The sequence below is a fragment of the Nocardia huaxiensis genome (genome assembly GCF_013744875.1).
Taxonomy (GTDB): domain Bacteria; phylum Actinomycetota; class Actinomycetes; order Mycobacteriales; family Mycobacteriaceae; genus Nocardia; species Nocardia huaxiensis.
In genome coordinates, this window is sequence record NZ_CP059399.1 from 7,762,631 (window position 1) to 7,787,972 (window position 25,342).

The 25,342-nt window shown below is 62.1% G+C and carries 29 protein-coding genes, 1 tRNA gene and 1 pseudogene; 9 read left to right on the forward strand and 22 right to left on the reverse strand.

Features of this window, described 5'->3' with window-relative positions:
• Positions 1-128: 128 nt before the first annotated feature.
• Complete coding sequence (locus H0264_RS35550; RefSeq protein ID WP_181581582.1) at positions 129-491, forward strand: hypothetical protein; 363 nt, start codon at positions 129-131, stop codon at positions 489-491.
• A gap of 84 nt (positions 492-575) precedes the next feature.
• Here H0264_RS35550 and H0264_RS35555 read toward each other — a convergent pair whose 3' ends face one another.
• Positions 576-1,637, reverse strand: coding sequence for a L,D-transpeptidase (locus H0264_RS35555; protein ID WP_420832016.1), 1,062 nt, complete (start codon positions 1,635-1,637; stop codon positions 576-578).
• Here H0264_RS35555 and H0264_RS39415 point away from each other — a divergent pair.
• Positions 1,636-1,779 carry a hypothetical protein gene (locus H0264_RS39415; RefSeq protein ID WP_420832017.1) on the forward strand — a complete coding sequence of 48 codons (144 nt, stop codon included), beginning with the start codon at positions 1,636-1,638 and terminating at the stop codon, positions 1,777-1,779. The two genes, H0264_RS35555 and H0264_RS39415, sit on opposite strands and share 2 nt — an antisense overlap.
• Before the next feature lie 23 nt (positions 1,780-1,802).
• On the opposite strand, the gene H0264_RS39120 is transcribed toward H0264_RS39415, so the two are convergent.
• Positions 1,803-1,934 (reverse strand): hypothetical protein, encoded by a 132-nt coding sequence (locus tag H0264_RS39120; RefSeq protein ID WP_276514522.1) that lies wholly within the window; start codon positions 1,932-1,934, stop codon positions 1,803-1,805.
• Between the two features lie 206 nt (positions 1,935-2,140).
• Between H0264_RS39120 and H0264_RS35560 the strand changes: the two genes are divergently transcribed.
• Positions 2,141-2,216 (forward strand) — tRNA-Lys (locus tag H0264_RS35560).
• On the forward strand, positions 2,206-2,571 hold the full coding sequence (locus H0264_RS38885; protein WP_244976049.1) for a hypothetical protein: 366 nt from the start codon (positions 2,206-2,208) through the stop codon (positions 2,569-2,571). The genes H0264_RS35560 and H0264_RS38885 overlap by 11 nt, the downstream gene beginning before the upstream one ends.
• 342 nt (positions 2,572-2,913) lie before the next feature.
• Here the strand turns inward: H0264_RS38885 and H0264_RS39420 are convergent.
• From H0264_RS39420 to H0264_RS35640, 15 genes and pseudogenes are all read right to left on the reverse strand, one after another.
• Positions 2,914-4,065: pseudogene (locus H0264_RS39420) on the reverse strand (recombinase family protein); the annotation flags it as partial.
• The gene (locus tag H0264_RS35575; RefSeq protein ID WP_181581584.1) at positions 4,062-4,565 is read right to left on the reverse strand and encodes a hypothetical protein; all 504 of its coding nucleotides are present in this window, start codon (positions 4,563-4,565) and stop codon (positions 4,062-4,064) included. The pseudogene H0264_RS39420 and the gene H0264_RS35575, both read right to left, overlap by 4 nt.
• Positions 4,562-5,218 carry a hypothetical protein gene (locus tag H0264_RS35580; protein WP_181581585.1) on the reverse strand — a complete coding sequence of 219 codons (657 nt, stop codon included), beginning with the start codon at positions 5,216-5,218 and terminating at the stop codon, positions 4,562-4,564. The genes H0264_RS35575 and H0264_RS35580 overlap by 4 nt, the downstream gene beginning before the upstream one ends.
• A 303-nt stretch (positions 5,219-5,521) precedes the next feature.
• Positions 5,522-6,409: a replication-relaxation family protein gene (locus H0264_RS35585; protein WP_181581586.1), complete on the reverse strand. Its 888-nt coding sequence runs from the start codon at positions 6,407-6,409 to the stop codon at positions 5,522-5,524.
• Positions 6,410-6,599: 190 nt separating this feature from the next.
• The gene (locus H0264_RS35590) at positions 6,600-8,783 is read right to left on the reverse strand and encodes a type IV secretory system conjugative DNA transfer family protein (protein WP_181581587.1); all 2,184 of its coding nucleotides are present in this window, start codon (positions 8,781-8,783) and stop codon (positions 6,600-6,602) included.
• Positions 8,780-8,995 carry a hypothetical protein gene (locus H0264_RS35595; RefSeq protein ID WP_181581588.1) on the reverse strand — a complete coding sequence of 72 codons (216 nt, stop codon included), beginning with the start codon at positions 8,993-8,995 and terminating at the stop codon, positions 8,780-8,782. Before H0264_RS35595 ends, H0264_RS35590 begins: the two co-directional genes overlap by 4 nt.
• 166 nt (positions 8,996-9,161) lie before the next feature.
• Positions 9,162-9,362: a hypothetical protein gene (locus tag H0264_RS35600; protein ID WP_181581589.1), complete on the reverse strand. Its 201-nt coding sequence runs from the start codon at positions 9,360-9,362 to the stop codon at positions 9,162-9,164.
• Positions 9,359-9,940 (reverse strand): MT-A70 family methyltransferase, encoded by a 582-nt coding sequence (locus H0264_RS35605; RefSeq protein ID WP_181581590.1) that lies wholly within the window; start codon positions 9,938-9,940, stop codon positions 9,359-9,361. Before H0264_RS35605 ends, H0264_RS35600 begins: the two co-directional genes overlap by 4 nt.
• Positions 9,941-10,175: 235 nt before the next feature.
• The gene (locus tag H0264_RS35610) at positions 10,176-10,469 is read right to left on the reverse strand and encodes a hypothetical protein (RefSeq protein WP_181581591.1); all 294 of its coding nucleotides are present in this window, start codon (positions 10,467-10,469) and stop codon (positions 10,176-10,178) included.
• A 129-nt stretch (positions 10,470-10,598) separates the two neighbouring features.
• Positions 10,599-10,844 (reverse strand): hypothetical protein, encoded by a 246-nt coding sequence (locus tag H0264_RS35615; RefSeq protein WP_181581592.1) that lies wholly within the window; start codon positions 10,842-10,844, stop codon positions 10,599-10,601.
• An 86-nt stretch (positions 10,845-10,930) separates the two neighbouring features.
• Complete coding sequence (locus tag H0264_RS35620) at positions 10,931-11,632, reverse strand: hypothetical protein (protein ID WP_181581593.1); 702 nt, start codon at positions 11,630-11,632, stop codon at positions 10,931-10,933.
• Positions 11,632-12,735, reverse strand: a complete 1,104-nt coding sequence (locus H0264_RS35625; protein ID WP_181581594.1) for a hypothetical protein — start codon at positions 12,733-12,735, stop codon at positions 11,632-11,634. Before H0264_RS35625 ends, H0264_RS35620 begins: the two co-directional genes overlap by 1 nt.
• Positions 12,736-12,740: 5 nt before the next feature.
• The gene (locus tag H0264_RS35630) at positions 12,741-13,583 is read right to left on the reverse strand and encodes a hypothetical protein (protein WP_181581595.1); all 843 of its coding nucleotides are present in this window, start codon (positions 13,581-13,583) and stop codon (positions 12,741-12,743) included.
• 106 nt (positions 13,584-13,689) lie between these two features.
• On the reverse strand, positions 13,690-14,247 hold the full coding sequence (locus tag H0264_RS35635) for a hypothetical protein (RefSeq protein WP_181581596.1): 558 nt from the start codon (positions 14,245-14,247) through the stop codon (positions 13,690-13,692).
• Between the two features lie 360 nt (positions 14,248-14,607).
• On the reverse strand, positions 14,608-15,240 hold the full coding sequence (locus H0264_RS35640) for a hypothetical protein (protein WP_181581597.1): 633 nt from the start codon (positions 15,238-15,240) through the stop codon (positions 14,608-14,610).
• A 159-nt stretch (positions 15,241-15,399) separates the two neighbouring features.
• On the opposite strand from H0264_RS35640, the gene H0264_RS35645 reads away from it, so the two are divergent.
• The 4 genes from H0264_RS35645 (at position 15,400) to H0264_RS35660 (ending at position 19,899) form a co-directional block, all read left to right on the forward strand.
• Positions 15,400-17,025, forward strand: a complete 1,626-nt coding sequence (locus H0264_RS35645) for a hypothetical protein (protein ID WP_181581598.1) — start codon at positions 15,400-15,402, stop codon at positions 17,023-17,025.
• 468 nt (positions 17,026-17,493) lie between these two features.
• A complete protein-coding gene (locus tag H0264_RS35650) occupies positions 17,494-17,961 on the forward strand; it encodes an NUDIX hydrolase (RefSeq protein WP_181581599.1) in 468 nt (155 codons plus the stop codon).
• A gap of 3 nt (positions 17,962-17,964) precedes the next feature.
• The gene (locus tag H0264_RS35655; protein ID WP_181581600.1) at positions 17,965-18,903 is read left to right on the forward strand and encodes a carbohydrate kinase family protein; all 939 of its coding nucleotides are present in this window, start codon (positions 17,965-17,967) and stop codon (positions 18,901-18,903) included.
• Positions 18,904-18,921: 18 nt separating this feature from the next.
• Positions 18,922-19,899, forward strand: a complete 978-nt coding sequence (locus H0264_RS35660; RefSeq protein ID WP_181581601.1) for a DUF4365 domain-containing protein — start codon at positions 18,922-18,924, stop codon at positions 19,897-19,899.
• Between the two features lie 46 nt (positions 19,900-19,945).
• On the opposite strand, the gene H0264_RS35665 is transcribed toward H0264_RS35660, so the two are convergent.
• From H0264_RS35665 to H0264_RS35675, 3 genes are read right to left on the reverse strand one after another with little or no spacing between them, the layout of a single operon-like run.
• Positions 19,946-20,596 carry a hypothetical protein gene (locus H0264_RS35665; RefSeq protein ID WP_181581602.1) on the reverse strand — a complete coding sequence of 217 codons (651 nt, stop codon included), beginning with the start codon at positions 20,594-20,596 and terminating at the stop codon, positions 19,946-19,948.
• A 6-nt stretch (positions 20,597-20,602) separates the two neighbouring features.
• Positions 20,603-21,748: a radical SAM protein gene (locus tag H0264_RS35670; RefSeq protein ID WP_181581603.1), complete on the reverse strand. Its 1,146-nt coding sequence runs from the start codon at positions 21,746-21,748 to the stop codon at positions 20,603-20,605.
• Positions 21,745-22,428 (reverse strand): adenylate kinase family protein, encoded by a 684-nt coding sequence (locus H0264_RS35675; protein ID WP_181581604.1) that lies wholly within the window; start codon positions 22,426-22,428, stop codon positions 21,745-21,747. Before H0264_RS35675 ends, H0264_RS35670 begins: the two co-directional genes overlap by 4 nt.
• Before the next feature lie 320 nt (positions 22,429-22,748).
• Between H0264_RS35675 and H0264_RS35680 the strand changes: the two genes are divergently transcribed.
• Positions 22,749-24,041 (forward strand): NsdA family TPR-like regulatory protein, encoded by a 1,293-nt coding sequence (locus H0264_RS35680; protein WP_220139906.1) that lies wholly within the window; start codon positions 22,749-22,751, stop codon positions 24,039-24,041.
• Here H0264_RS35680 and H0264_RS35685 read toward each other — a convergent pair.
• On the reverse strand, positions 24,030-24,866 hold the full coding sequence (locus tag H0264_RS35685) for an alpha/beta hydrolase (RefSeq protein ID WP_220139907.1): 837 nt from the start codon (positions 24,864-24,866) through the stop codon (positions 24,030-24,032). The genes H0264_RS35680 and H0264_RS35685 overlap by 12 nt on opposite strands.
• A gap of 75 nt (positions 24,867-24,941) precedes the next feature.
• Positions 24,942-25,331: a hypothetical protein gene (locus tag H0264_RS35690; RefSeq protein ID WP_181581605.1), complete on the reverse strand. Its 390-nt coding sequence runs from the start codon at positions 25,329-25,331 to the stop codon at positions 24,942-24,944.
• Between the last annotated feature and the right edge of the window lie 11 nt (positions 25,332-25,342).

The following is a 25,342-nucleotide window of genomic DNA, read 5'->3' on the forward strand; positions in this document are numbered from 1 at the left end:
GAGTTCGCTGTGACCGGTACATCACTGTATTGGAAATTGTGGCGCGGCCCACTCGATCTTCGTAGACTTCATCCGATAACGGGGGGAGTCGGGGCCCCCGACGCCTGCTCGATCAGAAAGACCCTTACGTGAAGCGTTCCGCCGTAACAACTTTGCTAGCCACCGCCGCCATTTTGTCCGCCGCTCCCGCGGTCGCCTCCGCGGACATCGTCCTCACGGATGCGGCCACCACCAACGCCGACGATCCGCTCCAGTCGGAAGTCACGGGTTCGGCGTCCGGCTCGGCGAACACCGGCACCTCGGGCGGCCTGGCCACCACCGGCTCCACCGGCACCGGCTCCTTCGGGCTGCCGAACCTGGACAAGCTGCTGTTCGGCCCCTTCGACACACTGTGCGCGGTGACCGGCAGCGCGTCGACCATCCTGGGCAAGACGTCGTTCGGCTGCGACAACCTCAATGGCAAGGGCAACCTCGGACTGCCCACCACGTAGCGAACCGTCCGGACCGCGGTCGAGCAACAAGGAAGGGGCACCGGCTTCACGGCCGGTGCCCCTTCTGCTGCGTTACTCGCGCGGTCAGCGGTTGTCGTCGGCGTTGCCGGCCTTCCACTGCGCCCACGGCATGTTCCAGTCGCCCAGGCCGTCCACGGCCGAGAGCGTGCCGCCGACCGTGTTCTTCACGATGGCGACGTCACCGCGCTTGGCGTTCTCGAACACCCAGCGGGCATCCGAGGGGCTCAGGTTGAGGCAGCCGTGGCTGGTGTTGTACGAACCCTGCGCGCCCAGCGACCACGGGGCCGAGTGGAAGAAGATGCCGGAGTAGGACATTCGCGTCGCGTAGTCGACCGGCGTCTTGTAACCGTCGGGCGAGTTCACGGCCACGCCGTAGGTGGACGAGTCCATGATGATCTTCTCGTGCCGGTCGGCGATGATGTAGATGCCATTGTCGGTGGGAGTGCTGTTCTTGCCCATCGAGGTCGGCATGGTTCTGATCACCTCACCGTTCTTCTCCACCGTCACCATGTGGGTGTTGTCGTCGGCGGTGAAGACCATGGCGTCGCCGACGGTGAAGGTGGAGGTGAGGTCGGCGTCACCGACCAGGCCGTTGCCCAGGTCCTTGCCGTACACGTTCACCGCGATGTCGACCTTGGTGCCCGGAGCCCAGAAATGCTCGGGCCGCCAGCGCACCTCACGATTGTTGACCCAGTAGAACGCGCCCTCGACCGCGGGCGTGGTCGTGATCTTGATCGCATTCTGCGCGGCCTTGCGGTCGGGAATGTTCTCGTCGAACTGGATGGCCACCGGCTGCGCGATGCCCACGACCTCGTTCTCACCCGGCAGCAGATACGGATGCGTGCGGTTGTTGGGCGAGATGGTGGTGAAGCTCATAGCGGTGCTGGACTTGCCGCCCAGCCCGATGGCCTCCACCGCCAGCGCATAGGTGCGCCCGAATCCCAACTGCTCGACCGGCTTCCACGACAGCCCGTCGGCGGCCAGTTCACCCGGCACCGCACGACCCTCGGGATTGGTGAGCGTCACATTCGTGAGCTTGCCGTCTTCCACCTTGAGCACCAACGGATCTCCGGGCGAGACGCCCTTCTCCCCGTCCTTCACCGGTGAAATCAGTTTGGGCTTCATGAGTTCGGTGATCGGATTGGAATCGATTGCGACCGAAGAGGAGTCGCTCGATCCCCCGCTCGAACAGCCGGTCAGCGCCAACGCCAGCGCCGCCGATACCGCTACGAAACCAAGCCATCTCCGCGACCGGCGCCGGCCCTGACTCTTACTCATTGCAACCCCGCTTCACGTCTCCGGTGCGTGGGCGGCCCCGAGTTCCTCCGACCCCGACCACGCCTGCTCGACCACCACGCCTACGGGTTCGGCCGAGACCACGCCCTGCCCATTCTGCCAGGACCAAGCCCCAACCAACGACAAGACGTCAGCCCCCGCAGGGCTCGAAAGAAACATCGCACCCGCCCCAACTTCGTTAACACCACCGAGCAAGTCCGGCACTCCTGACAAAACCCCAGTTCAAGGGGGCGATTTCACTTTCCACACCAAAGCCTGTTAATGTTCTTTCCGCACCGCAGAGGGGCCGGAACGGAAGCCGAGAGGTTCTCCGGAAAGCCACAACGCAGTACGCGCCATTAGCTCAATTGGCAGAGCAGCTGACTCTTAATCAGCGGGTTCGGGGTTCGAGTCCCTGATGGCGCACCAGAAGACCGTTACTAGAAACACGGCCCGAATGAACGGCGCAAGCCAGGGCTGTGAGCAGATTCACATACTCGCCACCCGACCGGGTGGCGAGTTGCTTTTCTGGCAGATGTCGCCTCAACACGCTCTCGGCCACGCAGGTAGCCGTCGCTTCATCATGACCGTGCTGCAGTGTCGAGTAGCCCGCTTCTACGGCATGCAGCTCCGCAATCATCGGCTGCAGCTCGTGACCGGTGATCTTCTCTTCGAACACGTACAGCCGCTTGAAGATTGCCTGATTGAGTCTGCGCCGGGTCTTGTCGCTCGCCGCCTTATACAACCGGTGCGGATCGCGCAGCAGCTCCAGGCACGTCGTTAGGTACTTCGCGCTTGCGGACAGATCTAGCCGAACGTCGACCAAGTCCGCCTCAAGCTTCTCCCGCTCCCGTTTGATCTCGGTCAGCCGCGACCGGATCTTGGCCTGCGGTAGTTCGCCGTCAGCAGCCAGTTCGATCAGGTTCGTCTCTTTGGTCTCAAGGTCCTTTAGTTGATCCTGTAGCTGCTTTCGGTACAGACGCTGAGCCATCTCGTTCTCGGCCAGCATCTGATCGAGGGCCAACTGCATGGCGCTGATGAACTCCGGGGAGAAGGCGATCGTCTTGTAGTGCTCGACCACCGCCTCTTCCACCCGGTCGGCGTTCAGATGCGGGGAGTGGCATCCTGCGTTCTTCTGGTTGCCAATGCAGAAGAAGTACCAGTAGTCCCCGCCGTGCCGACCCGGCGTGCGCTGGATAATCATGCGGCGCAGAATCGCGTCCGTCCGACACCGACCACAGAACAGGCTGCCCTTGAGATAGTGGTGGTGGACTCGGCGGCGTTCGCCGGCCACCCCATGCTCATCGAGCACCCGCTGCACCCGGTTGAACGTCTCCTCGTCGATGAGTGGTTGGTGGCGGCCGGGGATCTCCTCCCCCTTGTAGGTAACGATGCCGATGTAGTAGTTGCTGCGGAAGAACCGCGCCCACTCCTTTGCCGTTACCGGCTTCGGGACCCGCTTCGGCGTGCGACGGGTACGAAGCCCGCGGTCGCACATGATGCGCTCTATATCGGTCAGGCTGTAATCGCCAGTGGCATAGAGCTTCCAGGCTTGCTCGACCAGTGGACCACGCTGGGCATCGATCTCGACCGTGCGAATCTTTCGGCCGTCGTCGGTCTGCAGTAGCACGTTCAGATACCCGATCTTTGCCTGCCCGAGAGTGCCGCCCTTGCGGGCCTTCTCCCCCATCTTGAACGAGACGTCGGCTCCATCTTTACGCGAGCGGTACTCGTTGAACGCCGCTAGGATGCCGTGCATCAGCTGCCCCACCGGAGTATCGTCGATCGACTCCGTTGCGCTGATCAAGGTGACGCCGCGCTTCCTGAGATCGGCCATGACGATCGCGTCATCGAGCCGGTTACGTGCGAAGCGAGCCAGCTCGTACACGATGATGTAATCTACGTCGCGCTCGCGCCTGATGCGGTCGAGCATACGCTGGAATTCCACCCGTTTGGTTATCTCGGTCGCCGAGCGCCCAGGCTCTATATACTCACCAATAACGTTGAGCCCCAACTGGTCCGCCTTGCGTTGACCGGCCACGCGCTGCGCAGGAATCGAGATGCCTTCCGGATCGAAGTCCGTGTTCAGCTGCCCGGGGGTCGAGACCCGAAGATAGAGAAGCGCTCGGGTGCCGGGCGGCGCCTCGCCGTCGTCGACGAACGCCGTTCCGCTGTCTGTGTCCACCGCATCCGTTGTGACAGCCGGGTAGTGCCAGCCCTCCGCTGCGGGAAGATAGGCGCTGCGGCCGACCTCGCCGCTGGACGGGGAGCCGTTCATGATTCATCTCCTTGCGCGTTGCGACTCTCCGCCGACGTACCCTTCCCATCTGCCTCGAGCAGCGCTCGCCCGACCTTTTCCGCTTCCGCGAACAACTCACTCAACGGCCGGGTTCGCAGGCGTGTTGTTTTTCGAGAGCGAGCTTGAGGAACGGGAGCCACCCAATATTTCACTCCCATCTGCCTGATTTGATATCTGACGTCATTCATCGCGGTGCGCGAGCTATTGTTTGCTGCGGGAATTATGATATCTCGAACCTCGGAATGCGCTTCCAGGTATTGCTTCACCGCCGGGAAGGCCAGCCGATCACAGAACTGTGTGTCCCCTGTACCCAATTCCACTATCTCATGTACAATCCGAATCCCTTTCCAGGACGCCCAGCTTTGCGCGGCTGCACGGTAGTGCTCGACGGTCGCACGTCTGGCCATCGTGGTGAAGGTGAGGAACAGGACAGCAGGCGTCATCGACTCTAACTTGGAGTCGCAATTCTCAGCCATCACTCAACCTCCCCACAGATGATCGCGAGCCCCGACTTACGTTCGAATTGCTTTTCACTAGTGTCGTCAACTTCGTTTTCCCTGCTTCCGATATTCCCACGTTTTATTGGTACAATTCCAGTGGCCGCCTCAAGCCTAGCGCGCTTTGTCGGGTTTTTGACTAGCCCCCTTGTCACCGAATTTAGTCGGCGCGAGAAGTGGCCGGAAATGAGTGGCACTCCACGGCTTCCCGACCGTTCAGTAATGCGATGACATTGCGCCATCGCCTCCTCGGCAAACCGATCAGCCGCGCGTGCCGCATCCGACTGCTCACTGTAGAGCCGGGCACGATATGGCAAGTCGACGATTGTCTTGTACTGGCGCAACAAGGACCGATACATCCGGCCAGATTCGGCCAGCACCGGAATTGTCACGATCTCCGAGCGACATTCCTGGTCACCGACACGCGCTGCGGGCACGAACTTCATCACAACGCCCCCATACCGGCATAGGTATTCAACCAGCGGCAACTTATTGAAATAGGCCAATTCAGCTATCAACTGCCCCTGAGTCAACGCTAGTTCAGTAGCGGTGCGCCGATTCGTTTTCTTCGTCGCCGCAGGCACAAGCGCTCGAAGCCCTGCCAGCGCATCACCACAATTCGTAACGCCATTCATAGTTGCCCCCGCAGGACTACGCCATCTGCATACTCACGCCTCGCCACCAACCGCTCAACCACGCCCCCACACTTGGTTGCATTCGAGTCCGCTTTCGTCGCCCAGCCGCGCCAGACGCCGCGGTGGACTGCAATCCAGGCGGCTCTGATCAGCTCTATTTCGTGGCGATATCCCTCCGACAGCTCCTTCACATTCACATGGACCATGAGACCCTCCTTTCATTTCATGCTGGGGAATTTTTCGTTCCCACCCAAACTGTAACTCTCTTTGCGACATAAATGGATAGGATTTCTGACGCGGAATTTACATCTCCAACACGTCGGCGATTGAATCATTGGGATCCGATTCCAACCGCCTTTCGGTAGATTCGAGGATTCCCGGCAATGGCATCGATTCACCCCCGTTCGTCGCTGTGACGACGAAGCCAATAAACCGGTCATACGTGCATATTTCAAATAGTCTGGGTGATCCCAACTCGATCGTTGCGATAAGTGCACTCAGTACTGCAGCCCGCTTATCGTCGGGCACAACCCACAGCACTGATGGAAATAGACCATGCTCAGCCTGGTAACGACCACTCTTGAAAAAGCGACTATAGGCACCCAACTTTCTCGCCAGATGCGGATCATGCTCAGTACCCCGGTCCGCCTCGATGAACCAGTGGTGCTCGAACTCCCTGCCAGCCGTCACCGCATACAGGTCCGGTTTGAGGACCTCTCTGGCCCCGTGCCGACCGACGAACATCCGTCGGGCCTGGCCCTCGACGCCGATCTCGGACAATTCGATCCGACCCGCTTGTTCGGCTTCTCGCAGCAGCACCCCGAGGTTGGCGACGGTCAGAGTGTGCTTGGTGAATTCGGGCGACGGTTCGCGGTACCGCCGCCGATACGCGCGCCCATGAAGGTGGCGGAGCAAGCGGTCGCCCGTCGCCGTCAGTTGCCAGGTCAGGCTGTCCGAGCCCTGGCGAACACCACCGACACGACGGGTCAGGGTGGAGATGACGCCATGGCCACGCAATCGCTGTAGCACGCGCGTGGTGGCCCGTGTCGCGGCTGCCACGCTCTGATGGCCGGTGGTGAAGTGCAGGCGCTGAATCTGCCGCGTAGTGAGTAGTCGGAAGCGCTCGACATCCTCCACGATGGCAATGTCGCGCTCGCTGAGCTGCTCGCGCAGGAGGTCCACTTGTCTCATGTCCGCGCCTCGCTGCACCCACCACCCGCAGCACCGTCGCCGGGCCTTCTGAGACCGCTGAACCAGCGGTCAGTCCCGTCCCGGAAGGAGCGGACGAGGCGGATCGACCGGGCCGAACGGAAGCTTGTATGCGACGTGGCCGGACGGTCGGAACGACACATCCGCTTGGCTTCCTTCGTCCGCACGCCAGTCATGGCAGTTCTCCCCCGGTCGGTTTCATCCGCCGTTTCCGTCCCACTGGCGCGTCAGCCTGGTCAAGCGGCGCCATTGACGCTGAGGTTGTCGGCTTGGCAGCCGCGCGGCCCTTGCCGCCGTACAGCTCGCGGCTGCGTTGCCGAATCTGGTCGGCCAGCCCAGTCTTCGGTGGCGGCGGCAGTGTGGTGATCGCGGTCCAGCCGCTCGACTCGCCTCCCGTAACCACGCGCACATAGGCGTGATGTTTGGGCAGCATCTGGATGTCGGTGGCATCGAGTTCTGGTGCCAGCCTGGCGATGTCAGCGGCGTCCTTGGCGCTCTCCAACCGGAAGATCACCTTGGTACGCGCGTTCGAGTCGATCGACTCAAGTAGCTCGGCCGGCATCTGCTTCCGAGATTGATGGGCAAGCACCCAGGCCACGCCGTATGAACGGCTCTGGCTAAGCGCATCACCGAATGAGGTAGGTAGGTGAACGAAGTTCTGGCATTCGTCGACCACCACGAAGCCGGGCCGGTCCATAGGCAGGTCCTCGGCGGCGCGTTCCAGGGTAGCCATCCAGGTTTCGGAGACAAACAGGCTGCCGATCAGCTGCGCGGTGATTGGACCGATCAGTCCCTCATTGAGGGCAATCAGCACAACCTTGTTGTCACGGAAGATATCTCGGAACCGATACTGCGGCCGAGCTTGGCCAAGCAGCCGGGCTACTGAGGGCCGCAGCAAGTATCGGCGCAGCTTATTCATGGGTGCGGCGATCATCGCCGCCTGGGCAGCAGGCGAGAGCTCGTTGTAGGCCGCCCAAAACCCTTCCAGTACTTCGTCATCGGATACCTTGCCGATGACCAAGCGGCGGAAGCGTTCGTCGGTCAGCAGTTTCGGGAGATCCAGCAGCGTGAAGGGCTCCTTGCGCCGTTGGCCCACGCGCCCCAGCGTCAGTAACGACGCAAGAAAGACGTCCTCCGTCCGCGGTCCCCACCCATCTGCAAAGACAGCCCTAAAGACCGCGAGCAGCCCATCAACCACGACATCAGGGTCACGGTCGCCGACATCGAGCGGGTTGAAGCCGGGAACCTGCGGATCTTCGGGGTCGACAATTACAACCCGGCCCAGCTCCCCCACCGGAATACAGCGCTCGACAACGTCATTGACGAGCTGCTTCTTCGGATCAATCAGCAGCAAACTGCGGCCCGCCTCAATATCGGCCTTGATCTGGGCCAGTAGTACGGTGCTCTTCCCGGAACCCGTAGGGCCGAGCAGTACTTGATGCATCAAGGAGTCCTGCGCACTGACGCCGATCGGAATATTGGTGCCGGGCAGCGCTGTGTAGCCGATGATTCGCTTTTCCTCAGTCGGCATGCGCCTGGGCAACAGCAGCTTTGGATGCACCGGCGCAACACCGGGCAGGTCCCTCGTTCCGATCGGCCATCCCAGCACACAGGGCAACTCGGCCGCGGTCAGTCGGAGGGGCCACCGCATCGGCGGCCGCCCCTCGTTGATGACCGCAGGACGAATCCGCTTGGCGAGTAACGACGCATCCGGTGGCTTGGCGCTCGCCAGCGCGCCCATCAGGCCGCTTCCCAATCGCTTGGCGCGCTCCGGAGTCGTGGCGGTGATCCCGATGCGAAGGATGGCCCGAAAACCGTTGAGGGATAGCCTCCCTTCGATCTGCTTGGCGATGGCGGGTGGCGCCAGCTGGCGCCCCTGTGACAGGGCACGCCAGAGACTTGAGCCGGGGTCGCTCACCCGGCTACGGAGCGACCGACCCGCCAACGTGGGGCCGAGGAGTACTTGGACTGCCAGCTCCTCGTTGGCCAGTAGTCGAGCGTTGAGAGCCGACAGTAGGGCTGCGGAGGTATCCTCGGCAGCCACTCCGAGTAGGCCGAGCAGCGCCGGCCTGACTGCTATCTCCGCTGCTGTTGTTACGTCGGCCCGCGGTCGCTCAACACCGACGGGCAGAATGGTCAGGCCGGGCAGCAGATCACAAAGGGTCCGGTGGATCCACCGAATGTGTTCTGGTAACACGCCGAGTAGGTGCCGCGTGCCACGTTGGTCAGCCCGGCATTCCAGCACGACGAGAGGTGTGTTCGGATCGGCGGCTAGCCGCCCGAAGGGGCGCACGATGTCCTCGACACAGAGCGGCCGTGGCACGTGCAAGTGCGAGAATATCAACCGCGCGGTCATGGCCGGATTCCCTTTTGTGACTTGCCTTTCGAAGTTTCCTCGACCGGCACAGCCTGTGATTTAGAGGGTTTCGCCGCAGCATCAGCCATCTCCGCGGCCAAGTCGAGCAGGGCGCGAGCGAGGAGGAAGGTGTCCGGCGGGTCATGGCGCTCACTCCGGATGTAGATCCGGCGTTCGCTTGACTTGCGGTACCTGCGCTTGGAACTGCTCATCAACGCCTCCTTCCATGACGCATCGCGGGGGATCGCCTCCATCCCGCCATAGTCATAAAGTCGGCAATGAGTCCCCATCCATCTATGACGAACCGCGAAGCGCGTTGCAATGAAATTTGTATATTCCACAACAGAAAACCAGCCGCATTTAAGAAATAGTTAACGTTTACCACGGCCGCCTCCTTGACTTCCAAATGGCGATGCCGAGCACGACGGCGCCGATGACCAAGCCAGCGACCACCAGCCACACCCAGATCCGGCTCAGCAGGTCGATGGCCACGATTAATGCGACGGCGGCAAAGAGCACGAGCAGGCTGGCGTTGAAAAACCATTGAATGGGATCCTTGCGTGGGTCACGGTCGCTCATTCCCACCCCCTTGGTCTCCGCTTCTCCGATGGCACCGGATAACCAGTGATGGCGATATCGGAACGGACCTCCAGCCCCCAGGCGTCCCACCCAGGTTGGCGTCGCCGTGCAAACAGCTCCAGATACGGGCCCCTGCTGACCCGCTCGATGATGGCGTACTGTTCTTCCGGCTTGTGGCTGTGATCTTGCACCGGCGCGAACGTCCAGGTTGGCTGACCTCGGAAGTTCACTGGCGCGTCGCCACGCGTGCCGAGGATCAGATGCTCGGTCATATTGCGTAGGTAGACACCCAGCCCGAGTCGTGTCTTCACCCAGGTGAGTGGTGAGCGCGGCGTGAAGCCCCACGCCTCCAGGACGTCGTAGCCATACCGAAGGGTGGCGTTAGTGACCCAAACCCAACAATGGCTATCATCTTCGGCCAGTTCGGATACAGGCAGCGCCTTGATTTTGTCCAGCGTCATCAACGGGTAGTGATGAATTGCCCCGCGCCCTCCCTGCTGGTAGATATCCCAAGGTGGGTCCGCCAATATGCAGTGGTAACGCTGCGCTGGCGATGTCTGACTATTTATTTCGGTCACGGGTAGTACTCCTTCTCCCCCGAAATTGACGCGCGAATCCTTCGTAGAAACTCATGTGTTTGCACCGAAGAGGTTGACTGCGCGGCTGTCTCCAGTAAAAGACGGCCAGGTTGTGAGGCTCAATCGTCCGATCGGCCGACGAGTCGCCCCGTGAGACGCTAGCGTCCTGACCATTCCCCCGGTCCACTCCCGCACTATTCCCAGGGTCGGGAGCGTCTTTCATGTTGTGTAATGCTCAACGCCGTCGGGCCAAGCGCAGCGGCGCACTGTCCGGCTGCGGCCAGCAGCGCAGCCACGTCACGGTGGAGGTGGCCACGATGGTGGCGAGATCGGTGACGCGCCGGGCGGATTCGGGTGCCCGCGCCCCATAGGTGTCGAGCAGCTCGGTGATCTCCGTCAGCGCGCGGGTGAGTAGCGCAACTGCGGTCTGCACCAGGTGCTCGCTGGTGCGCGCATCGTCACCCGCCGGCACTTCGAGATGGAACTCGCTCGGCGCCTCGGAATCGTTGTGGTCGTGGGAATTTCGCATCTTAGATAGCTTCCTGTGGATGGGTGGGTGCAGGTGGTTCGCCAACTCGGCTCCAATAGAGGAATGCCGGACAGCTGGGCAGGATCTGCCGGGGTGGTGCACCCGCGCCTGCCCCGGCAGGGCTGACGGCTACTTTGGCCAGTTCCGGACCCAGTTCAGGACTTCCTGGGCAATGACGGCGTCAAAGTCCATGGCGTGCTCGGCACTCGTCGGGGCCGCGTCGTAGCGTTCGTTCAGGAAAGCGTGCAGTCGGTCGCTGAAGCGCAGCATGTTCGTCACCACGTAGTTGGCGATCTCGCTGGCCACATCGACGTAGTCGGTCTCGGGCACCGTGGGCTGTAACTCGTCTGCCAGCTGAATCTTGGTAGTGGACATAGCGTCTCCTAAAGTTGGTGTGGGATAGAGGATTTGGTGGTCCAGGCGGCTTCCGGCCGCCCGGACCGGTGGTGTGGCGAAGAAGATCAGCCGGTGGCCACGCCGACACGGTGTTCGGTCAAACTGGCGAGCAGCGCCCGCGCCACTTCACCCGCCTCGCTTGAGCCGCCAACATTCGTCACAGTGACGCCCGGATCTGAGGTCAGGACGAGCGGCGGATTGGCGGTAAGCACCACCGCATGCACCGCCCCGGGGAACTCCGCGAGCTCGCTCAATACGGCGTCCGGCTGCCTATCGGTCAACAGGAAGTCGCTGAATACCACCAGCTGCACCTGCCCGCCGTCGAACTCCTCGGCCATTGCCTCTGCGGCGGTGAGTGCAGGTGCGAGGTCGCTGGTACCGAAAGCACCGATCGGCTCCGCCAGTCCCCGTACAAGGCGTCGGAGGCCCCGGCCACGAAGTCGCGTAACCGGAACATCCTGCGGTGTGGGGCAGTCGAAGTGCAGGACGGCACCGAACTCCTTGCCGCATGTACAGGCCACCGCCAGATGCCGCAGGGCGAGCTGCGCCTCCCGATAACGCTGGGAGACCGGATCATTGCCGCCGAGGCCGGCGACGCTGCCCGAGTCATCAAAAATCGCGATGGTGAGCGTCTTCTCACCTGAACAGCGCCCCGGATGCGGCAGGCTGAATCCCATTGCTTCCGAGCGCTTTCCGGGGACGAAGGTGACACCGTTGTCACCTTCACCGATGAGCCGCGCGCGCCGAAGCCGAGCGTGAGGCAGCATTAGACCACCGCCCCGTTCGACTCGGGCACTGCCACCTGCCGCGGCTTGCGGCCGATCTCGCCCACACCCGGCCCGTGGCCGACAATGTCCGGGTTCTGCTGCAGCGCCTCGAACTTCAGCGCCGAAATCCGGGCGGCGGCCGCCTCACCATGCAGGCGATGTTCGTCCCGGATAAGAGCGCTCCGGGCCGCGGCTCGCTCAGCACGCCGAACCGTCCACGACCACGTCATCCGGGTGTGGGCCCGAAGCTCACGGCGATATGCCTGCCGAGCCGCATCGATCTTGTCGGCCACCGCGTCGGCGTGTCGGTAACTGTTCCACCAGCTACCGACCGCAACCGCGCACGCGAAGGTGCCGTACACCATGCCCGCGGTCTCCCCCTCAACGCTCGCGCGCAGCGAGTAGATGCCGATCGCAACGGACACCGCGATGAACATCGACACCACGGTGACTATGAGGACCAACCGCCGGGCGGATATCGGGCCGAAGAGCACGGTCCGATAGGGCGCCAGCTCGGGAACCAGCGCCCCGTCTTCGGACTGCCGTTCCTGGGCCGCCTTGAGGTACTTGAATTCCGCACCAGCCAACCCCGCGAGCACCGTAGTCACGCTGACCGAAAGGGCTTGCAGGCCAGCGAGCATCGGTACCTCGCCGTAGGCAACCGCCGCCCCGGTGATCCCCGCGATGTCGCCGCCGAGCAGCAGGATCCAGATCAGGAAGTAGACCCAGCGCGATCCCGCCTTCCGCTTAACGAACGGACTCAGCAGGGTGAGGGCCTTCAGAAAGTTGTCCCGCGCGGCGACGACGAGCGGTGCGTTGATGCCGACCAATTCGTGTCCGACCGCGCGGCCGAGCTCCAACCCGGCGGCCGTCGTCACACTTTGGTGCGCCGCGGCTTCGCCAGCCGCCGCATGCTCCCGCAGCTGCTCGATCGCCAGTTCGTCGAACTCTTGCTCCAGGTAGGTTTGCGGCACCGTATTCGGCCGGGCTACAGCCGAGGCTTCTCGAACCGGAACCATCCGGGTGCGCTGCACCTTTGTGCTCATTGCCGCGCCCAGGTGGTCGGCACTGCGAATGCGCTTCGGGCGGAACGAAATACGCATTGTCATCACCGTCCCGCCGCATCAGTCACCACGGTGCAGCGCGCCGCGCCGGTCGCCATGCACACCTCGGTGAAGAACACCTTCAGGCCGTCCACATAGGCGGTCGGCGGCGCCGGATTGGCCGTCTTGCCGATGCTGGTGAACTGCACCACCGCGCCCGGCAACTCCGGCACGGTGACCTGCCCGGCCAACACCTTCGCCCGTTCCGGCGTCAGCGCCGGGTCGGTGAGATCGAAGCCCTCGGACTGCACACCATCCGTCACAACCAGCATGTCGAGCATGAAGCGCGAGCCGTACGGAGAAAGCTGAGCGAGGTATTCGGCGCTCATCCCGAACTGCGCCGTGATGTCGCTGCCGGTGAGCGGCAACGTGGCCGCCGCGTCCGGGAGGTTCCTGCGGATCTCCGCCATGATGTCCTCGGTCATGGCCGGCTCGCGGCGAAGCCGCGCATTCTCGGTGGCGCCGGGCAGCTTCAGCTCACCGTCGTATACCGCCGCCGTCGACGCAGAAGAGCCGGAGAAGACCTCGACGCGCAGGTGGCCGCCGCAGATCAGGGTGCGGCGCACCTGCTGCCGAACCGGGTCAAGACGGCCGGCATCGGCCGCAATCGGGCGCATATGGGTCGACACGTCGATCGCCGCGCGGCCGGCGACCGAACGGCCGGAGGGACAGGCGTCGGCGATCTGCTTGCCGTCGGACAGGCTGACCGGGCCGGTGCTGGCGCCGCAGCCGACGACCAGCATCACCGCGAGGAAGATGCTGGCCATCACTACGGTTCGCACCAAGCGCGAGCGGGAAAGCGTCCTCGCGGCGAACCGTGCCGCCAGTAGGGTGAGGGGGGCCATCATGCTGAACTCCTTTGCTTCTAATTTCGGAAGGTTGGAAGAGGGGGAGGAAATTGCTGGTGGTGCTTGCCGCCTGGTGCCGGACGGCCATCCGGCACCAGGCGCGTCGTTACTCCGGCCAGCTGAGTGCCCAAACACCCAGCAGCCGCAGATAACTCGTGCTCAGATTCCAGGCATGATCGGCACTGGCCGGTGCGGCGGCGTACTGGCTGTTGGCGAAGATGGTGATCTCTGCACGCAGCTCGCGGACCATCCGGAAGACGAAGGCCGTGATTTCGTACACGGTTTCGGGGTCGTCGCTCTCCGGGATCGCCAGGCCACTGCCCGTGGGCTTGGTGGCGGCCCGCGCCGAGGTGTCGATGGCGTCCTGCTGGGTGGCGTTGAAGTCCGGGTCGATCTCGGCGGCCTCAGTTGGCCACTGCCGAATCCAATCCAGGACACCGGTGTTCATAGCGCCGGACAGCTCCCAGGCGTACGCGGCGATGGTCGGAGCCGCCTCGCAGTGACCGCTGAGGAACCGGCGCAGCTTGGTGTCGAAGACGGTCTGCTGCGCGAGGGCGAAGTTGGCGATCGCCGAGGCGGCAGCCGGATCGTCGCCGGGCGGCACCATCGGCTTCAGGTCGTCGGCCAGGCCGATCTGGACGTACGAGATGGAATCGGAAGACATGCGTGTGCTCCTAGAAGTGGTGGCCGAGTGGCCGAAAAGTCGCAACGAGGTGTTGCCGATCGGGAGCTGTGACGCTCCCTGCTGGACAAGGTCAAGGTTTACCAACCGCAAACTTGCGCGCCAAGAGAGATCGAATTTGCGCACCAAAGTCGTAAAGTCTTGCAGCTCAGAGCGTTTAAGTGTGAGTTGTCCGCACGCTTGCGGACAGCGCGCAAACTGTCCACGGGCTCTCGGATCGACTTTGCGTAGCGCTTTGCGGTGACTTTGCGGCCAAAGGAGAAGCCCGCTCCCCGATATCGGGGTGCGGGCATGCGTGGGCGCGCGGGGTGGATGTGGTGATGGTTAGACCGGATACACCCCCTAACCGGAGGCCGGTCCCCACTTGTCGATGTTGCTGCGGTCCGGAGGCTGGCGGTAGTTGACCACCGGCCAGCTGCCGCCGCATCCGGCGACGAGCCAGACGATTCTGCCGAACTCCTTCTCTTTGGGTGTGGCCTCCGGTGTCTCGTTGTTGTGTTGCCAGAAGCGCGGTAAGACATCGGTGATACGGCGGGGTATGCGCTCAATCTCCTTGCCGGTCTTGGGGTCCCGCTCGACATGGTCGAGTTTGGCCGGGTCCTTCAACAGCGCGTCGATGATGGCCACGTAGATGGTCGGCACCAGTTGGACAAACTCGTGCCAGATGTCCTCGGCGCGTTCCGGGTTGAGCCACGGGAACGGTGTGCCGGAGAACAGATTCGTTCGAAGCGATGCAAGCCAAGAATCGAAATAACTCCACAGATCGGTCGGCGTGTTCTCCGGTCCGTCTTCGGTCCAATCCGAATAGTGCTGCCAATGTTCGAAGAATTGGTCACGTACTGCAGTGATCTGAATGGCAACATTGGTCACGACTCGTGGCTCGTTATTGCCGTACAGGCGGCGAAATAATTGCACCGCCCGCTCCTCGGTGGTAATCCCCGAAAGGGGCAATTGCGGCATCCCTTCTTGCGTCATCGCGAAATTCCTCTCTCGATGCGCGCCCAATTGCTTTAATAACATAGTTGTTAGATTAAGTAAATAGCTAGTTGTTTGTTCAAGGGTGACGTAACGTGACCCAGTAGCGCTCGATACACTTAAAGCCCGGCCAGCGCGATTGTGTAGATAAGGGAACGTATGACTGAGTCGCAGCCCTTCCGGCCGCCCGAACCTGACGCAAGGCTGAAGACCGCTGCCGCTCAAGAGCTGAAGCGTTGCTGGTTGACCAAGATCGGCAGCAGGAGCGACGTCCGAGGGATTGTTGTCGATGATTCAGGTGCGCTAAACAATGAGCTATTGAAGTCGTTGATCAATCTACAAGCACTCATATCGCACTGTCTGCAAGATCCGTCACTGAACCTTCATGAGCCAGCGATCCTCTATATACCGCTTCTGGAGATCCATCCGCAGGCATTGAAGCTGGAGCATGCAGGATGCGAAAATAGGCGAGCGCTGGATTCACTAAGCAGGGAGGAGAAGGTCTGGGCGATCGGCGTACTTATTCGTATTCTGAAAGACTACCCCAAAGGAAGCTACGGAAACCGCACTGAGACTGGCTGGAAAGTCGGCCGGGCGCGTTATGTAGGCTACATGTTGGATATAAATCCGGATCAACTCTACGATTCGGAGCATCCGAAGGATTCCAGCCGAAACCTAAATGGTTTTCTAACTACTTACGTCGGCTATCTGACCGAACAACTTACCGACCCAGATACCCGCGACCGCGTGATCGATGCCGCACAGGCGAAGATGCAGGAATTGGCCGCGCGCAAGCCCACTGATAGGGCGTTGGTGACTCCTCTGCGGCCTGGGGTAGGCGCCGCGGACGAGCTAATCGATCGAGACGCAGAATCGGACGACGGGCCCACGGAGAGCCAGCGAGACCGACCTACTTCGAGTGCCGGCGCTCCAGCATCCGTGCCGTTACCGCCGAGCGGCGGGAAGGGTGTCGGGCAATGGGCGAAGGGATACTGGAAGCCGCTTACAGGCGCGGCAGCGGCTGCCGCACTGGTCATCGGTGTCACCACCATTATGGTGTTCGATGACGGTAACGCCGATGACCACGGGACCTTTGCCGGGGCTACCTCGTCAGTCAGCTCAACCTCCATAAATTCGCTGTTTCCACTATCGCCAAACACGCCGTGCCATTCTCCGGAAGCCACCACTGTCCAGCTGCCCGACGTGGAGATCTGCGTGGCGTATTGGTGTGTGGGACGATTCCATGCACCGGACGGCGTCAACTGGATCGAAGGGCGCGGCCAGATAAAGTTGCGGCCGCGCATCATCAATAACTCCGCACACGCGATCGACATCTCGATCACGGCCATGTCTGCCCTTCGACTGCTGGTAGCGACACCGCTTGATCCAGCTACCTGGTGGATGCCGCCACCGATCACCGCGTCGGCGGGAGACCGGCCGATCAAGCTGTCGTTTGAAGGGCAGACCTACTGGGCTGTACCGCCAAACGCGCCCCGCGATGCCGTCCAGATCGACCTGCCCAACAATATGTACACCTACGACGGCTTTGCTACGAGCTGGTACGACACCGAGCTCGGTCCGGGCCAGACCGCGTTTAAGCCGCTGCGTAAGGACGCAGATGGCAGGCCGATCCAAGAGGGCAACCTCGTCTTTAACGTCCCCGTCGCCACTCAGGACGTTGGATTGAAAGGGCTTGTCCTGGTTGACCGTAACGATCCTACGACCGTCCTGGCATTCATCGACAAGGAAAAGTGGCCGGCGCCGGCTGATTTGAACTCGTTCTGATCCGGGCTCATCAGGATGCCGTGATTCGATTTACTCCTTGACCGTCAACTTGGCGTAGTCATATCGCGAATCGAGGACAAGTACTGCCAATCCCAAAGTTCAGAGCAGGGTAGCGGCGGCAGATCCTTGGTCACATTGTCGTCGACAGTGCCCATCAGTCCGCTCCGGGTAGCTTTCGGCCAGCTCGTCGGTCGCATTCCTGTCCTGCTCCATCTGTACCTGGTAGTCCAGCACTGGTACGCCCGACTCAATGCGGATATGCCGCAGCAGCTACCCCTTACGATTCGGCCAGTACGCAGTTGCTGGTGTCCGCCCGTAGTCGGGCGGTCGAGGGGCTATATCAGTTTGGCTCAGGTTGGCTATACCTCCGACGCATACCGCGGCCCCCTCCGCCGTACTAGGCTCGCCTCGTTTCACCCAGCGTCAAAAGACCAGGTAGAGCGTATAATTGAGGGAGGAATCAACTGCATGAGCGCACCAATCGCCGGCACCACTCCATCACCAAAACCACAGCGCCACAAAGTGACTGGCGATGTCCACCTGCTGCTTCGCCGCGGCAATCAGGTGCTGTTCGGCCAACGCCAGAACACCGGCTTCGAAGACGGCGCCTGGCACCTGCCCAGCGGCCATCTGGAGGCTGATGAATCGGTCATCGACGCCGTGATCCGCGAGGCCGAGGAAGAGATCGGAGTGGCGATCAAGCAGGAATCGGTGCAATTCAGCCACGTCATGCACAACTCGTCCTCGAGCGGCCGCATGGCCTTCTTCTTCACGGTGCGCAGCTGGGAGGGCGAGCCGACGAACAGGGAACCGGACAAGTGCAGCGCGCTGGCGTGGTTCGCGCCGGATGCCCTGCCCGACCACATGATCGACTACTGCCGGGCGGCCATGGGGCACATTGCCAACGGAACACCGTTCTCGGTCTACGGCTGGTAGCTCATGGTCAATCCGTCCGGCCCGGTGGTGTGCGTCAGCTACCTGGCCTACGCGGAACTCTGGACGGTGCCCCAGTTCCCGCGTCCTAACCATGGCGAACGTATAACCAGCATCGAACCGTCCCTTGCCGCCGACGGACCCATGACGGCGGCGGTGCTCGCATCCCTTGGAGTGCCGTCGCTCTTGCTGTCCAACGACATTGGCAACGACGACTGCGGCAGGTTCGTGCAGCAGTGGCTTACCGAGCGCCACGTTGAGGCACGATTCAACGCGCGGCCCGAGACAAATACGCCGCGGATCGTGGTCGCTGCTGACGAGGATCACACCCGCACCTGGTTCGCGCATTTGCCCGGCGTCGTGGATAGCCTCGAGCAGGTCGATCTGGCCCCCATCGTCGAGGCCTCGTTTCTTTACCTCGATTGCTACGAGCTCATCGAGCGGGCAGCCCTGCGCGTGATCGACGTCGGCTGCGCGGCGCAGGTGCCCATGCTCCTCAACCTGGGTGGCTCGGCCCTGTCGGAGCGAATGGCGCCGGTTTTGGCTGGCAACCCGAATCTCCTGCTCCAAACCAACGTGGACGACATCAACCACCGGGAAGCCCCAGGCATCGCACGTACCTTGTTGGAGCAGACAGGCGCACGATGGGTGATCGTGACGGCCGGATCATTCGGTGCTGTAGCGGTCAGCGATGCGGAAGAAGTTGCCGTGCTTGCCTTTCGGGTAGACGTGCGGCATACCCATTGCGCCGGAGCGGCCTTTTCCGGCGGCTTGCTGTACGGACTCCGCGCGGGATGGCCGATGGAGCGCAGTATGGTGCTGGGCTCGGCGAGCGCGGCACTGCGGTGCGTACGACCACACAATGCGCCGCTGCCGACTCGCGTTGAGCTGGAACGTCTCCTCACGCATCACTCATCCGGCGAAGAGGTGGCAACTCTCGGTTAGCCCAGCGAAGATCGTCTTATGAAACAGCGCCCTCCTTCGGCCCGGCGCGGGCGCCAGGGAGTCAATATCGTTGAACAGGCTGTCCTGGACGAACTGAACTGGATCTTTCGCGAGCAGCCTGCCGATGAGGACTATGGCATCGACGCTCAGATCGAGGTTGTTGACGACCAAGCAGCTACGGGAATGCTGCTTGGTGTCCAGATCAAATGCGGTGGCAGCTACTTCACCGAGCCGTCAGACGCCGGGTGGTGGTTCCGCCCGAGCAGCGATGACGTCAGCTACTGGCTCAACCACTCACTTCCGGTTCTGATCGTCCTGGTCGATCCCGAAACGCGTGACTGCTTTTGGCAACTCGTTCGCCAGGACGTCCTCGACCGTTCGTCTCGAGGCGGCTGGAAACTGCAGGTACCCAAGGCGAATCGCCTCGATGCTTCCGCAGACGGAGTGCTCCGTGAAGCCGCCCAGGGTGATCCGTACCTGTTGCGGCTCCGCGAGTTGCAACTGGCGCGACCGTGGATGGACATCCTCAACAGGGGCCAGCGCCTCGTCATTGATATTGAGGAATGGATCAACAAGTCTTCCGGGAGAGGGGAAATCACGCTCGGCATCGATAACGAAGACGGCCGACCCCCACAGGAAATCGCTACATGGGGTGTGATGCTCGGCGGACTGAGCTATACCGAGGTAGTCCCCAAGCTCTTCGCATGGGCGGATGTCACGCTGCACGAGGAGACCTACGACGAGGCCGAGTACGAGGAGTACGAGATCGAATGCGTGCGCTACGACGAAGGCGATCGAATTGTCCTTGAGAGGTACGAGGATTGGCGTGGCCGCTACCAGTGGGATCCACTGAGGCCCTACACGAACGTCATGAACGAGGTGGACAAGTATCGCTGGGAGCTGACCCTCAATGATCTTGGCCGCGGGTTTCTCGCGTTCGATCGTTTCGCGGCCCAGGATGTCCCCCTTCTGACCGCAGACCCACCCGACGAGTGATGGCCTACGGCCACTTCCGCACCGGGTGGATCGAGCCGACCAATCTCTAATACAGCTTCCATTCAGCGAGCTGTCCCATCACCTCCCTCAGCCGTTCCAACCGCATCCGCTTTTGCTCGGCCTCCTCGGCGGACTCCTGTATAGCGCCGTACTGCCACCACGCCTCGCCGGTACGCCGGTCCATTACGAGGAACCGGTCCTTCACCGCCGGGCCGCGGATGACCAGGCTCGCAGTGAACGGCTCGGCCACCACGGCATGAATCATGCTGTGGTGCAGGGCATAGCTACTGCCGACGCCTTCTTCACGGACTTGCAGCACCGGCAGCTTGTTCGGGTCCACCTGCTCGTCCAGCTCGGCATTGCCGTACAGGAAGTGCCGGTACTGCCCGCGCAGGATCTTGCTGGCGTAGCTCCAGCGGTGATTGTGCGGCCGGTCGAAGTACCCCGGCAGGAAGATGTGCAGGCGGATCCGGAAGCCAGTCTCGTCGTCGTGCAGCACGATCTTGTCGAGAATGTCGTAGTGCTCGCAGAGCTTCATCAGCTCCGGCCGGTACGGCAGCTCATCGAGCCGTTCCCGCACGATAGCCGGCGCCGCGGCGAGGTCATCGAGCACCATCTGACAGGCGTATTCGACCTCGTCGATGTCATTCCAGTCGAGCAGTCGCAGATCCTCGACCAGTTCAGTGATTGCGTCCATCAGCTTTCACTCCTCGGGCTTCGCGCTGGATTTCCACAAACGGCAGACAGGCACGATGTCCTCGTAGGCACTGCATGACGACTTGCCCATCACCAACTCCTCGGCCGGGCAACCACCCATGCAGGCGGTGGCTTTGCAACCGCCGCAAGAGCTTTCGGCCAGGACGCTGGTGAACAAGTCGAACTCGTTGGTGCCGTGGTTCAGCTCCACCTGGCCGTCGACCATCTGAGCGAAGTTCAGCTCGGTGTCGAATAGATACGAGCAGACATAGCAGCGCCCATCAGGGAAGATCGAGATTCGATCCAGCGTCCGGCCGATGCACCCCTGGTAGCCCTCGGCGGCGTAGCGGTCCATTTGGTCGCGTCGGGCGTACGTTGGCTGGTACCAGACGCGCGTCTTGTACTCCGTCGCAACCTTGTTCAGCTGATCGCAGAAGTTCACCCATTCAGGCGGCGTCATCGCCATCTCGGGGTTACCGTGCCCGGTGCCGATGGTCGAAAAGACGTGGAACTTCACCAGGCTGACATTCAGCTGGTCGGCCAGGTCCAGCAGGTTGAGCACGTCACCTTCGTTGGCCTTGTTGACCGTGCAGATGATGCGGGTATCGAATCCGCGAGCCGTCAGCTCGGCTGTCGTTTCAAGCGCGGCGTCGAAGGTGTTCGGACCTCGGATAGCGTCGTGGCTCGCAGCGGTGCCGCCGTCCAAACTGACCTGGACATAGGCAAAGTCGTCCGGCTCCAGTTGCCGGAATCGCCGAAGTGCGGGTTTCTGGGCGTTCGTCGTGGTGATGACGTGCTCGTACCCCAGCTTCCGGCTCAGGCGGATGGCATCGCAGTAGTTTGGATGCAGTGTCGGCTCGCCGCCGAGGATGGTGAGCTTGCTGCCGCCCAGCCTGCGCCAGGTGGTGAGCGTGTCCACGATCTTGGGAAGGGGCATCTTCAGCGCCCGGTCCAGTCGTTCGCCCATGTAGCAGTGTTCACAACGCAGCTGGCAGGCTTCGGTGATGTACAGGTAGACATTCCGGAAGCGACCGTAGGCCACCCGGTCAATCCGTTCAGGCTCTGGGACGTGCGCGCCTCGCGGCATCCGGGCGTGGCCGTAGCCGTCGCTGATCGGTCTGAGGGTAGGAATCGGAAGATCGGTACTCGTCATGAGATAGGGCTCCGTGAAATAAGCAGTGGGGCAAGCAGTTCCGCTGCGCCCTCGATGGTGTTGGTGGTGTCGAGCTGTGTCACGGTGATGCCGCAGCGAGTAAAGCCGGCCCGAATGCCCTCGGCGGCTTGGTGATAGCGCTGCAGCCGCGCACGAAATAGCCGAGGCGAATCTCCCCGCCGCGGATGCAGCAGTCCGCCGCACCGCGCGCACTGCCAGGGATCACCCGCGCTCGGCATAGCCGGAAGGCGCGGATCGTGGATGGGGTCGCGCTCGCACTGATGGCAAACCTTGCGGGTCCGCGCCCGCTGTTTGAGCGTCTTTGCGTCGGTCACGACCTCGACGGCCTCAATATGCGGTGTGGGAGTTAGAGCCCACAGGATGGCCAGCAGCTGGTCCACCTGGATACCCGAGCCGGGGAAGTTGTCCAGCATTACCGTGTGCACGGCCGGATCGCTATGCACTGTAGTGAAGTACGCACGAAGCGCATCGGCGACTGTGAAGTCGTCGATCCAGCCCAGCTGCTCACTGCTGGCGGCAGTGGCGGCCAGCGCTTGTTTTGAGACATGCTCGCGTAGCCGGAAAGTCGTTCGGCCATGCGCTTCGCCGAGACGCACTGTGAGCGTGGTTTTTCCGGCCGCAGGCGGGCCGAAAATAGGAATAACAAGGGACAATGCCACGACCAACCCCTTTCTAGGCGGTTTTCTTGGTGACCAGCCAAGGGTTGGCCAAAGGGGCGAAAACGACCACGACCGGGGCGAATACGCGGTATGTATGAAACGCATAACCGTTTGCAGCGTAGGGCTGGTACGGTCCCACGACCAGGGCAAATGGCGGAGAACACCCCCGAAACGCATCCCGGAGCGGAATTATGACGAGGGCGTCCCACACCCAGCGGTACTGCACGCGTTGTGGGAGTCGGCTCAGCAGCTACAACCCCGAATCCCTTTGTTCCCCATGCGAAGTCGCCTCGCGTGACGAACGCCTACAGCCACCCGTCGTGCCGCGCAACTTCTGGTTGACCGACCAAATGCGTGACGCCTTGGCCACCTGGCACATGGGCCGCGTGATCTTCGCCTACCGGCAGCACCCCCATCACGGCCGTCCGCTGCCGCAAGAGCTGGTCGCCAACTGGTTGGACGTTACCCAGGCGCAGCTGTCTCGGATTGAGAAGGGGCCCGCGCCCGAACAGCTGTCCAAGCTGGTTCGGTGGGCCGAAATCCTTTGCATTCCAAGCGAATTACTCTGGTTCAAACTGCCGGACGCTGAGAAAGCGGCAACAGACGGCGATACTGTTTCTCCCGATACGCTCACGCTTGCCCGCTGGCTGGGCTCTGACGGTGCCGCAACCCCGCCACGCCATAGCGCGGAAATCGAGCGCGTTGGCCAAGCCTTGGCGGAGGCGCGACGGTATTTCGACGGTACCGCCGTTGAGTTCTTTCAGGCGCAGCTCGCCCGCTGCAAGCGTGACGACGGCTCGCGCGGCCCGCTAGAGGCACTACCCCTCACCCTCGCCGTGCTCGGGACCATTCGTCGGCACTGCAGGGATGTTCCGCCCACTATTCGTCGCCAGCTGCTGGCTGTTGGTGCAGACGGAGCCGAGTTCGCCGGGTGGCTGTACCGCGATCTGCACGACCCGCTCACCGCGACGTTCCTGTACGACCGGGCTATGGAGTGGGCGCAAGCTGCCGGCCACCTGCCGATGCAGGGATACATCCTGCTCAAGAAGTCGCAGATGGCCTACGAAACCCGTGATGTCCCAACCATTCTGACGCTAGCCCAAGCCGCCAAGGACGGCCCCTGGCAGCTGCCGCCGCGCGTCAAGGCCGAGGTCATCCAGCAGGAAGCCTTGGGGCTCGCAATGAGCGGCGAACCCGTCGCCGTTGTCACCCAGCAGTTGGACGCAGCAGGCCAGTTGCTCGACTCTGCGGCCACCGCCACCGACGAACCGCTGGTCAGCTACTTCAACCAGGGCACACTGTTGGTGCGGTCGGCCTGCTGCCTGGTCGAGGCGGGCAAGCCGCAACGGGCCAGTCAGCTCTTCGGGCAGGTCATCGCCAGCGGCTCGCTGTCGCGTCGCGACGCCGGCTTCTTCCAGGCTCGGCAAGCTAAGGCATTGGCGCTGAGCGGTGAACCGGACGAGGCCGCCCGCGTGGCCCGTGAATCAGTAGTGGTGGCACGCGAAACTTGTTCCGAACGGACCATGAACGTCATTGTCGACGTCGTCCGCGCTCTGGACCCATGGCGGCACCGCGCACAGGTGCGGGAGCTGCGTGACGTGCTACTGCCGTGACGATCCGGCTGTCAGCCACCGGGCGACCGTCTCGATCACAAACGTCTGGTACTCCTGGCTTTTCGGGTTCAAGTACTGGGGATCGTCGTGGACCGCGAAGCCGTGTTGGGAGCCCTCCACCTCGACCAACTCGACCGGAGCCGTGAACTGAGCCAGAGCGGCCCGCGTTCCGTCGATGGGGACCAAGGTGTCCGCATTCCCATGCACGATGAGCGTCGGCGCCTTGATCTCACCAAGGACCTCGTTCGGCTTCACCCAGAACACCTCGTTCAGGAGCGGGCGGCCATGCTTCAGCGTCGGCGTGAACTGAACGGCGCCAGTGTCATTCAGTTCTTTGGCGTGCTCATCATCGATCATCTCGTTTGTCCAGTAGTCCCGGCTGTCGATGGTGCGCTTCTTGTAGTCGAACTGGGGATTGAGCAGCACCAAGCGGCTCAGCTCGCCCGGCCGCTTCGCCGCGTAGTAAGCCGTGATCCCGCCGCCGAAACTTGCCCCTAGAAGCGCCAGTTCACGAGCGCCTGTAGCCTCCTTCAGCGCGGCGAGGCTGACACGAATGTCATTGAGGATGGTCGCGATGGTCAGGTCCTCTTGGCGACCTTCGCTATCACCATGGCCGCGGAGGTCGAACCGGAGCGAAGCGACGCCAGCATCCGCCAGGCTGGCGGCCAGACGAGTGAAGAAGCCGCCCTCCTCTCGAGTGACGCCGCCACCGTGGACCAGGACAACAGCACTGTCTGTCGGTTGGTCTGGGGTAGCAAGGGTGGCAGCCAATTGGAGGCCATCGAGGGTGCGGAGGCTGCTGGCGGTGGTGCTGATGGAGGGCACGAGGGCTAGTCAAGCAGATCACGCCGCCGGAGAAGAAGCGTCAGGTGGTACTCAGTTCATCCTTACCGCTGATAGCTACTCCGGCATCGGAGAGCTGGTTGGAGTCTGTGAACCAGGGTCCCCGCCCTTACCCGAGTCACCTCCAGGAGTTTGGTTCTGGCCCTCTTCTTTGGCGGGTTGATCATCTTTTGCTTCCTTGATTATTCGATCCAGAGCTCTACTTGCCCTCGTTAAGAATCTGCGACGTGAGTCCTCGGTCATCGCTACTCCCATAGTGATGGACGCTTCGCTGCGTCCGCAAAAATCCGCGCTTTCACCGAGCGCTACCGAACCGAGTTGTTGGATCTCCTGATAAATAAGATCTGCATCAAACTCGGCGGGTGTAATTTCTAATTTTCCAGGACCTTTTCGCTCAACCATCTTACCCCCCGTTGGAACACCCGCCAGCGCGGACATAATCAACATTAAACCATTTC

What these genes read in the sequence shown, in the direction of transcription:
- H0264_RS35590 (WP_181581587.1), bottom strand. Translation starts at nt 8,783, where the DNA reads ATGACCGCGCGGTTGATATTCTCGCACTTGCACGTGCCACGGCCGCTC.
- H0264_RS35615 (WP_181581592.1), bottom strand. Translation starts at nt 10,844, where the DNA reads ATGTCCACTACCAAGATTCAGCTGGCAGACGAGTTACAGCCCACGGTG.
- H0264_RS35600 (WP_181581589.1), bottom strand. Translation starts at nt 9,362, where the DNA reads ATGAGCGACCGTGACCCACGCAAGGATCCCATTCAATGGTTTTTCAAC.
- H0264_RS35665 (WP_181581602.1), bottom strand. Translation starts at nt 20,596, where the DNA reads ATGGACGCAATCACTGAACTGGTCGAGGATCTGCGACTGCTCGACTGG.
- H0264_RS35620 (WP_181581593.1), bottom strand. Translation starts at nt 11,632, where the DNA reads ATGCTGCCTCACGCTCGGCTTCGGCGCGCGCGGCTCATCGGTGAAGGT.
- H0264_RS35580 (WP_181581585.1), bottom strand. Translation starts at nt 5,218, where the DNA reads ATGAATGGCGTTACGAATTGTGGTGATGCGCTGGCAGGGCTTCGAGCG.
- H0264_RS35690 (WP_181581605.1), bottom strand. Translation starts at nt 25,331, where the DNA reads ATGTTGATTATGTCCGCGCTGGCGGGTGTTCCAACGGGGGGTAAGATG.
- H0264_RS35670 (WP_181581603.1), bottom strand. Translation starts at nt 21,748, where the DNA reads ATGACGAGTACCGATCTTCCGATTCCTACCCTCAGACCGATCAGCGAC.
- H0264_RS39415 (WP_420832017.1), top strand. Translation starts at nt 1,636, where the DNA reads ATGAGTTCGGTGATCGGATTGGAATCGATTGCGACCGAAGAGGAGTCG.
- H0264_RS35660 (WP_181581601.1), top strand. Translation starts at nt 18,922, where the DNA reads ATGAAACAGCGCCCTCCTTCGGCCCGGCGCGGGCGCCAGGGAGTCAAT.
- H0264_RS35655 (WP_181581600.1), top strand. Translation starts at nt 17,965, where the DNA reads ATGGTCAATCCGTCCGGCCCGGTGGTGTGCGTCAGCTACCTGGCCTAC.
- H0264_RS35630 (WP_181581595.1), bottom strand. Translation starts at nt 13,583, where the DNA reads ATGATGGCCCCCCTCACCCTACTGGCGGCACGGTTCGCCGCGAGGACG.
- H0264_RS35585 (WP_181581586.1), bottom strand. Translation starts at nt 6,409, where the DNA reads ATGAGACAAGTGGACCTCCTGCGCGAGCAGCTCAGCGAGCGCGACATT.
- H0264_RS35595 (WP_181581588.1), bottom strand. Translation starts at nt 8,995, where the DNA reads ATGAGCAGTTCCAAGCGCAGGTACCGCAAGTCAAGCGAACGCCGGATC.
- H0264_RS35650 (WP_181581599.1), top strand. Translation starts at nt 17,494, where the DNA reads ATGAGCGCACCAATCGCCGGCACCACTCCATCACCAAAACCACAGCGC.
- H0264_RS38885 (WP_244976049.1), top strand. Translation starts at nt 2,206, where the DNA reads ATGGCGCACCAGAAGACCGTTACTAGAAACACGGCCCGAATGAACGGC.
- H0264_RS35640 (WP_181581597.1), bottom strand. Translation starts at nt 15,240, where the DNA reads ATGACGCAAGAAGGGATGCCGCAATTGCCCCTTTCGGGGATTACCACC.
- H0264_RS35555 (WP_420832016.1), bottom strand. Translation starts at nt 1,637, where the DNA reads ATGAAGCCCAAACTGATTTCACCGGTGAAGGACGGGGAGAAGGGCGTC.
- H0264_RS35645 (WP_181581598.1), top strand. Translation starts at nt 15,400, where the DNA reads ATGACTGAGTCGCAGCCCTTCCGGCCGCCCGAACCTGACGCAAGGCTG.
- H0264_RS35635 (WP_181581596.1), bottom strand. Translation starts at nt 14,247, where the DNA reads ATGTCTTCCGATTCCATCTCGTACGTCCAGATCGGCCTGGCCGACGAC.
- H0264_RS35610 (WP_181581591.1), bottom strand. Translation starts at nt 10,469, where the DNA reads ATGCGAAATTCCCACGACCACAACGATTCCGAGGCGCCGAGCGAGTTC.
- H0264_RS35625 (WP_181581594.1), bottom strand. Translation starts at nt 12,735, where the DNA reads ATGCGTATTTCGTTCCGCCCGAAGCGCATTCGCAGTGCCGACCACCTG.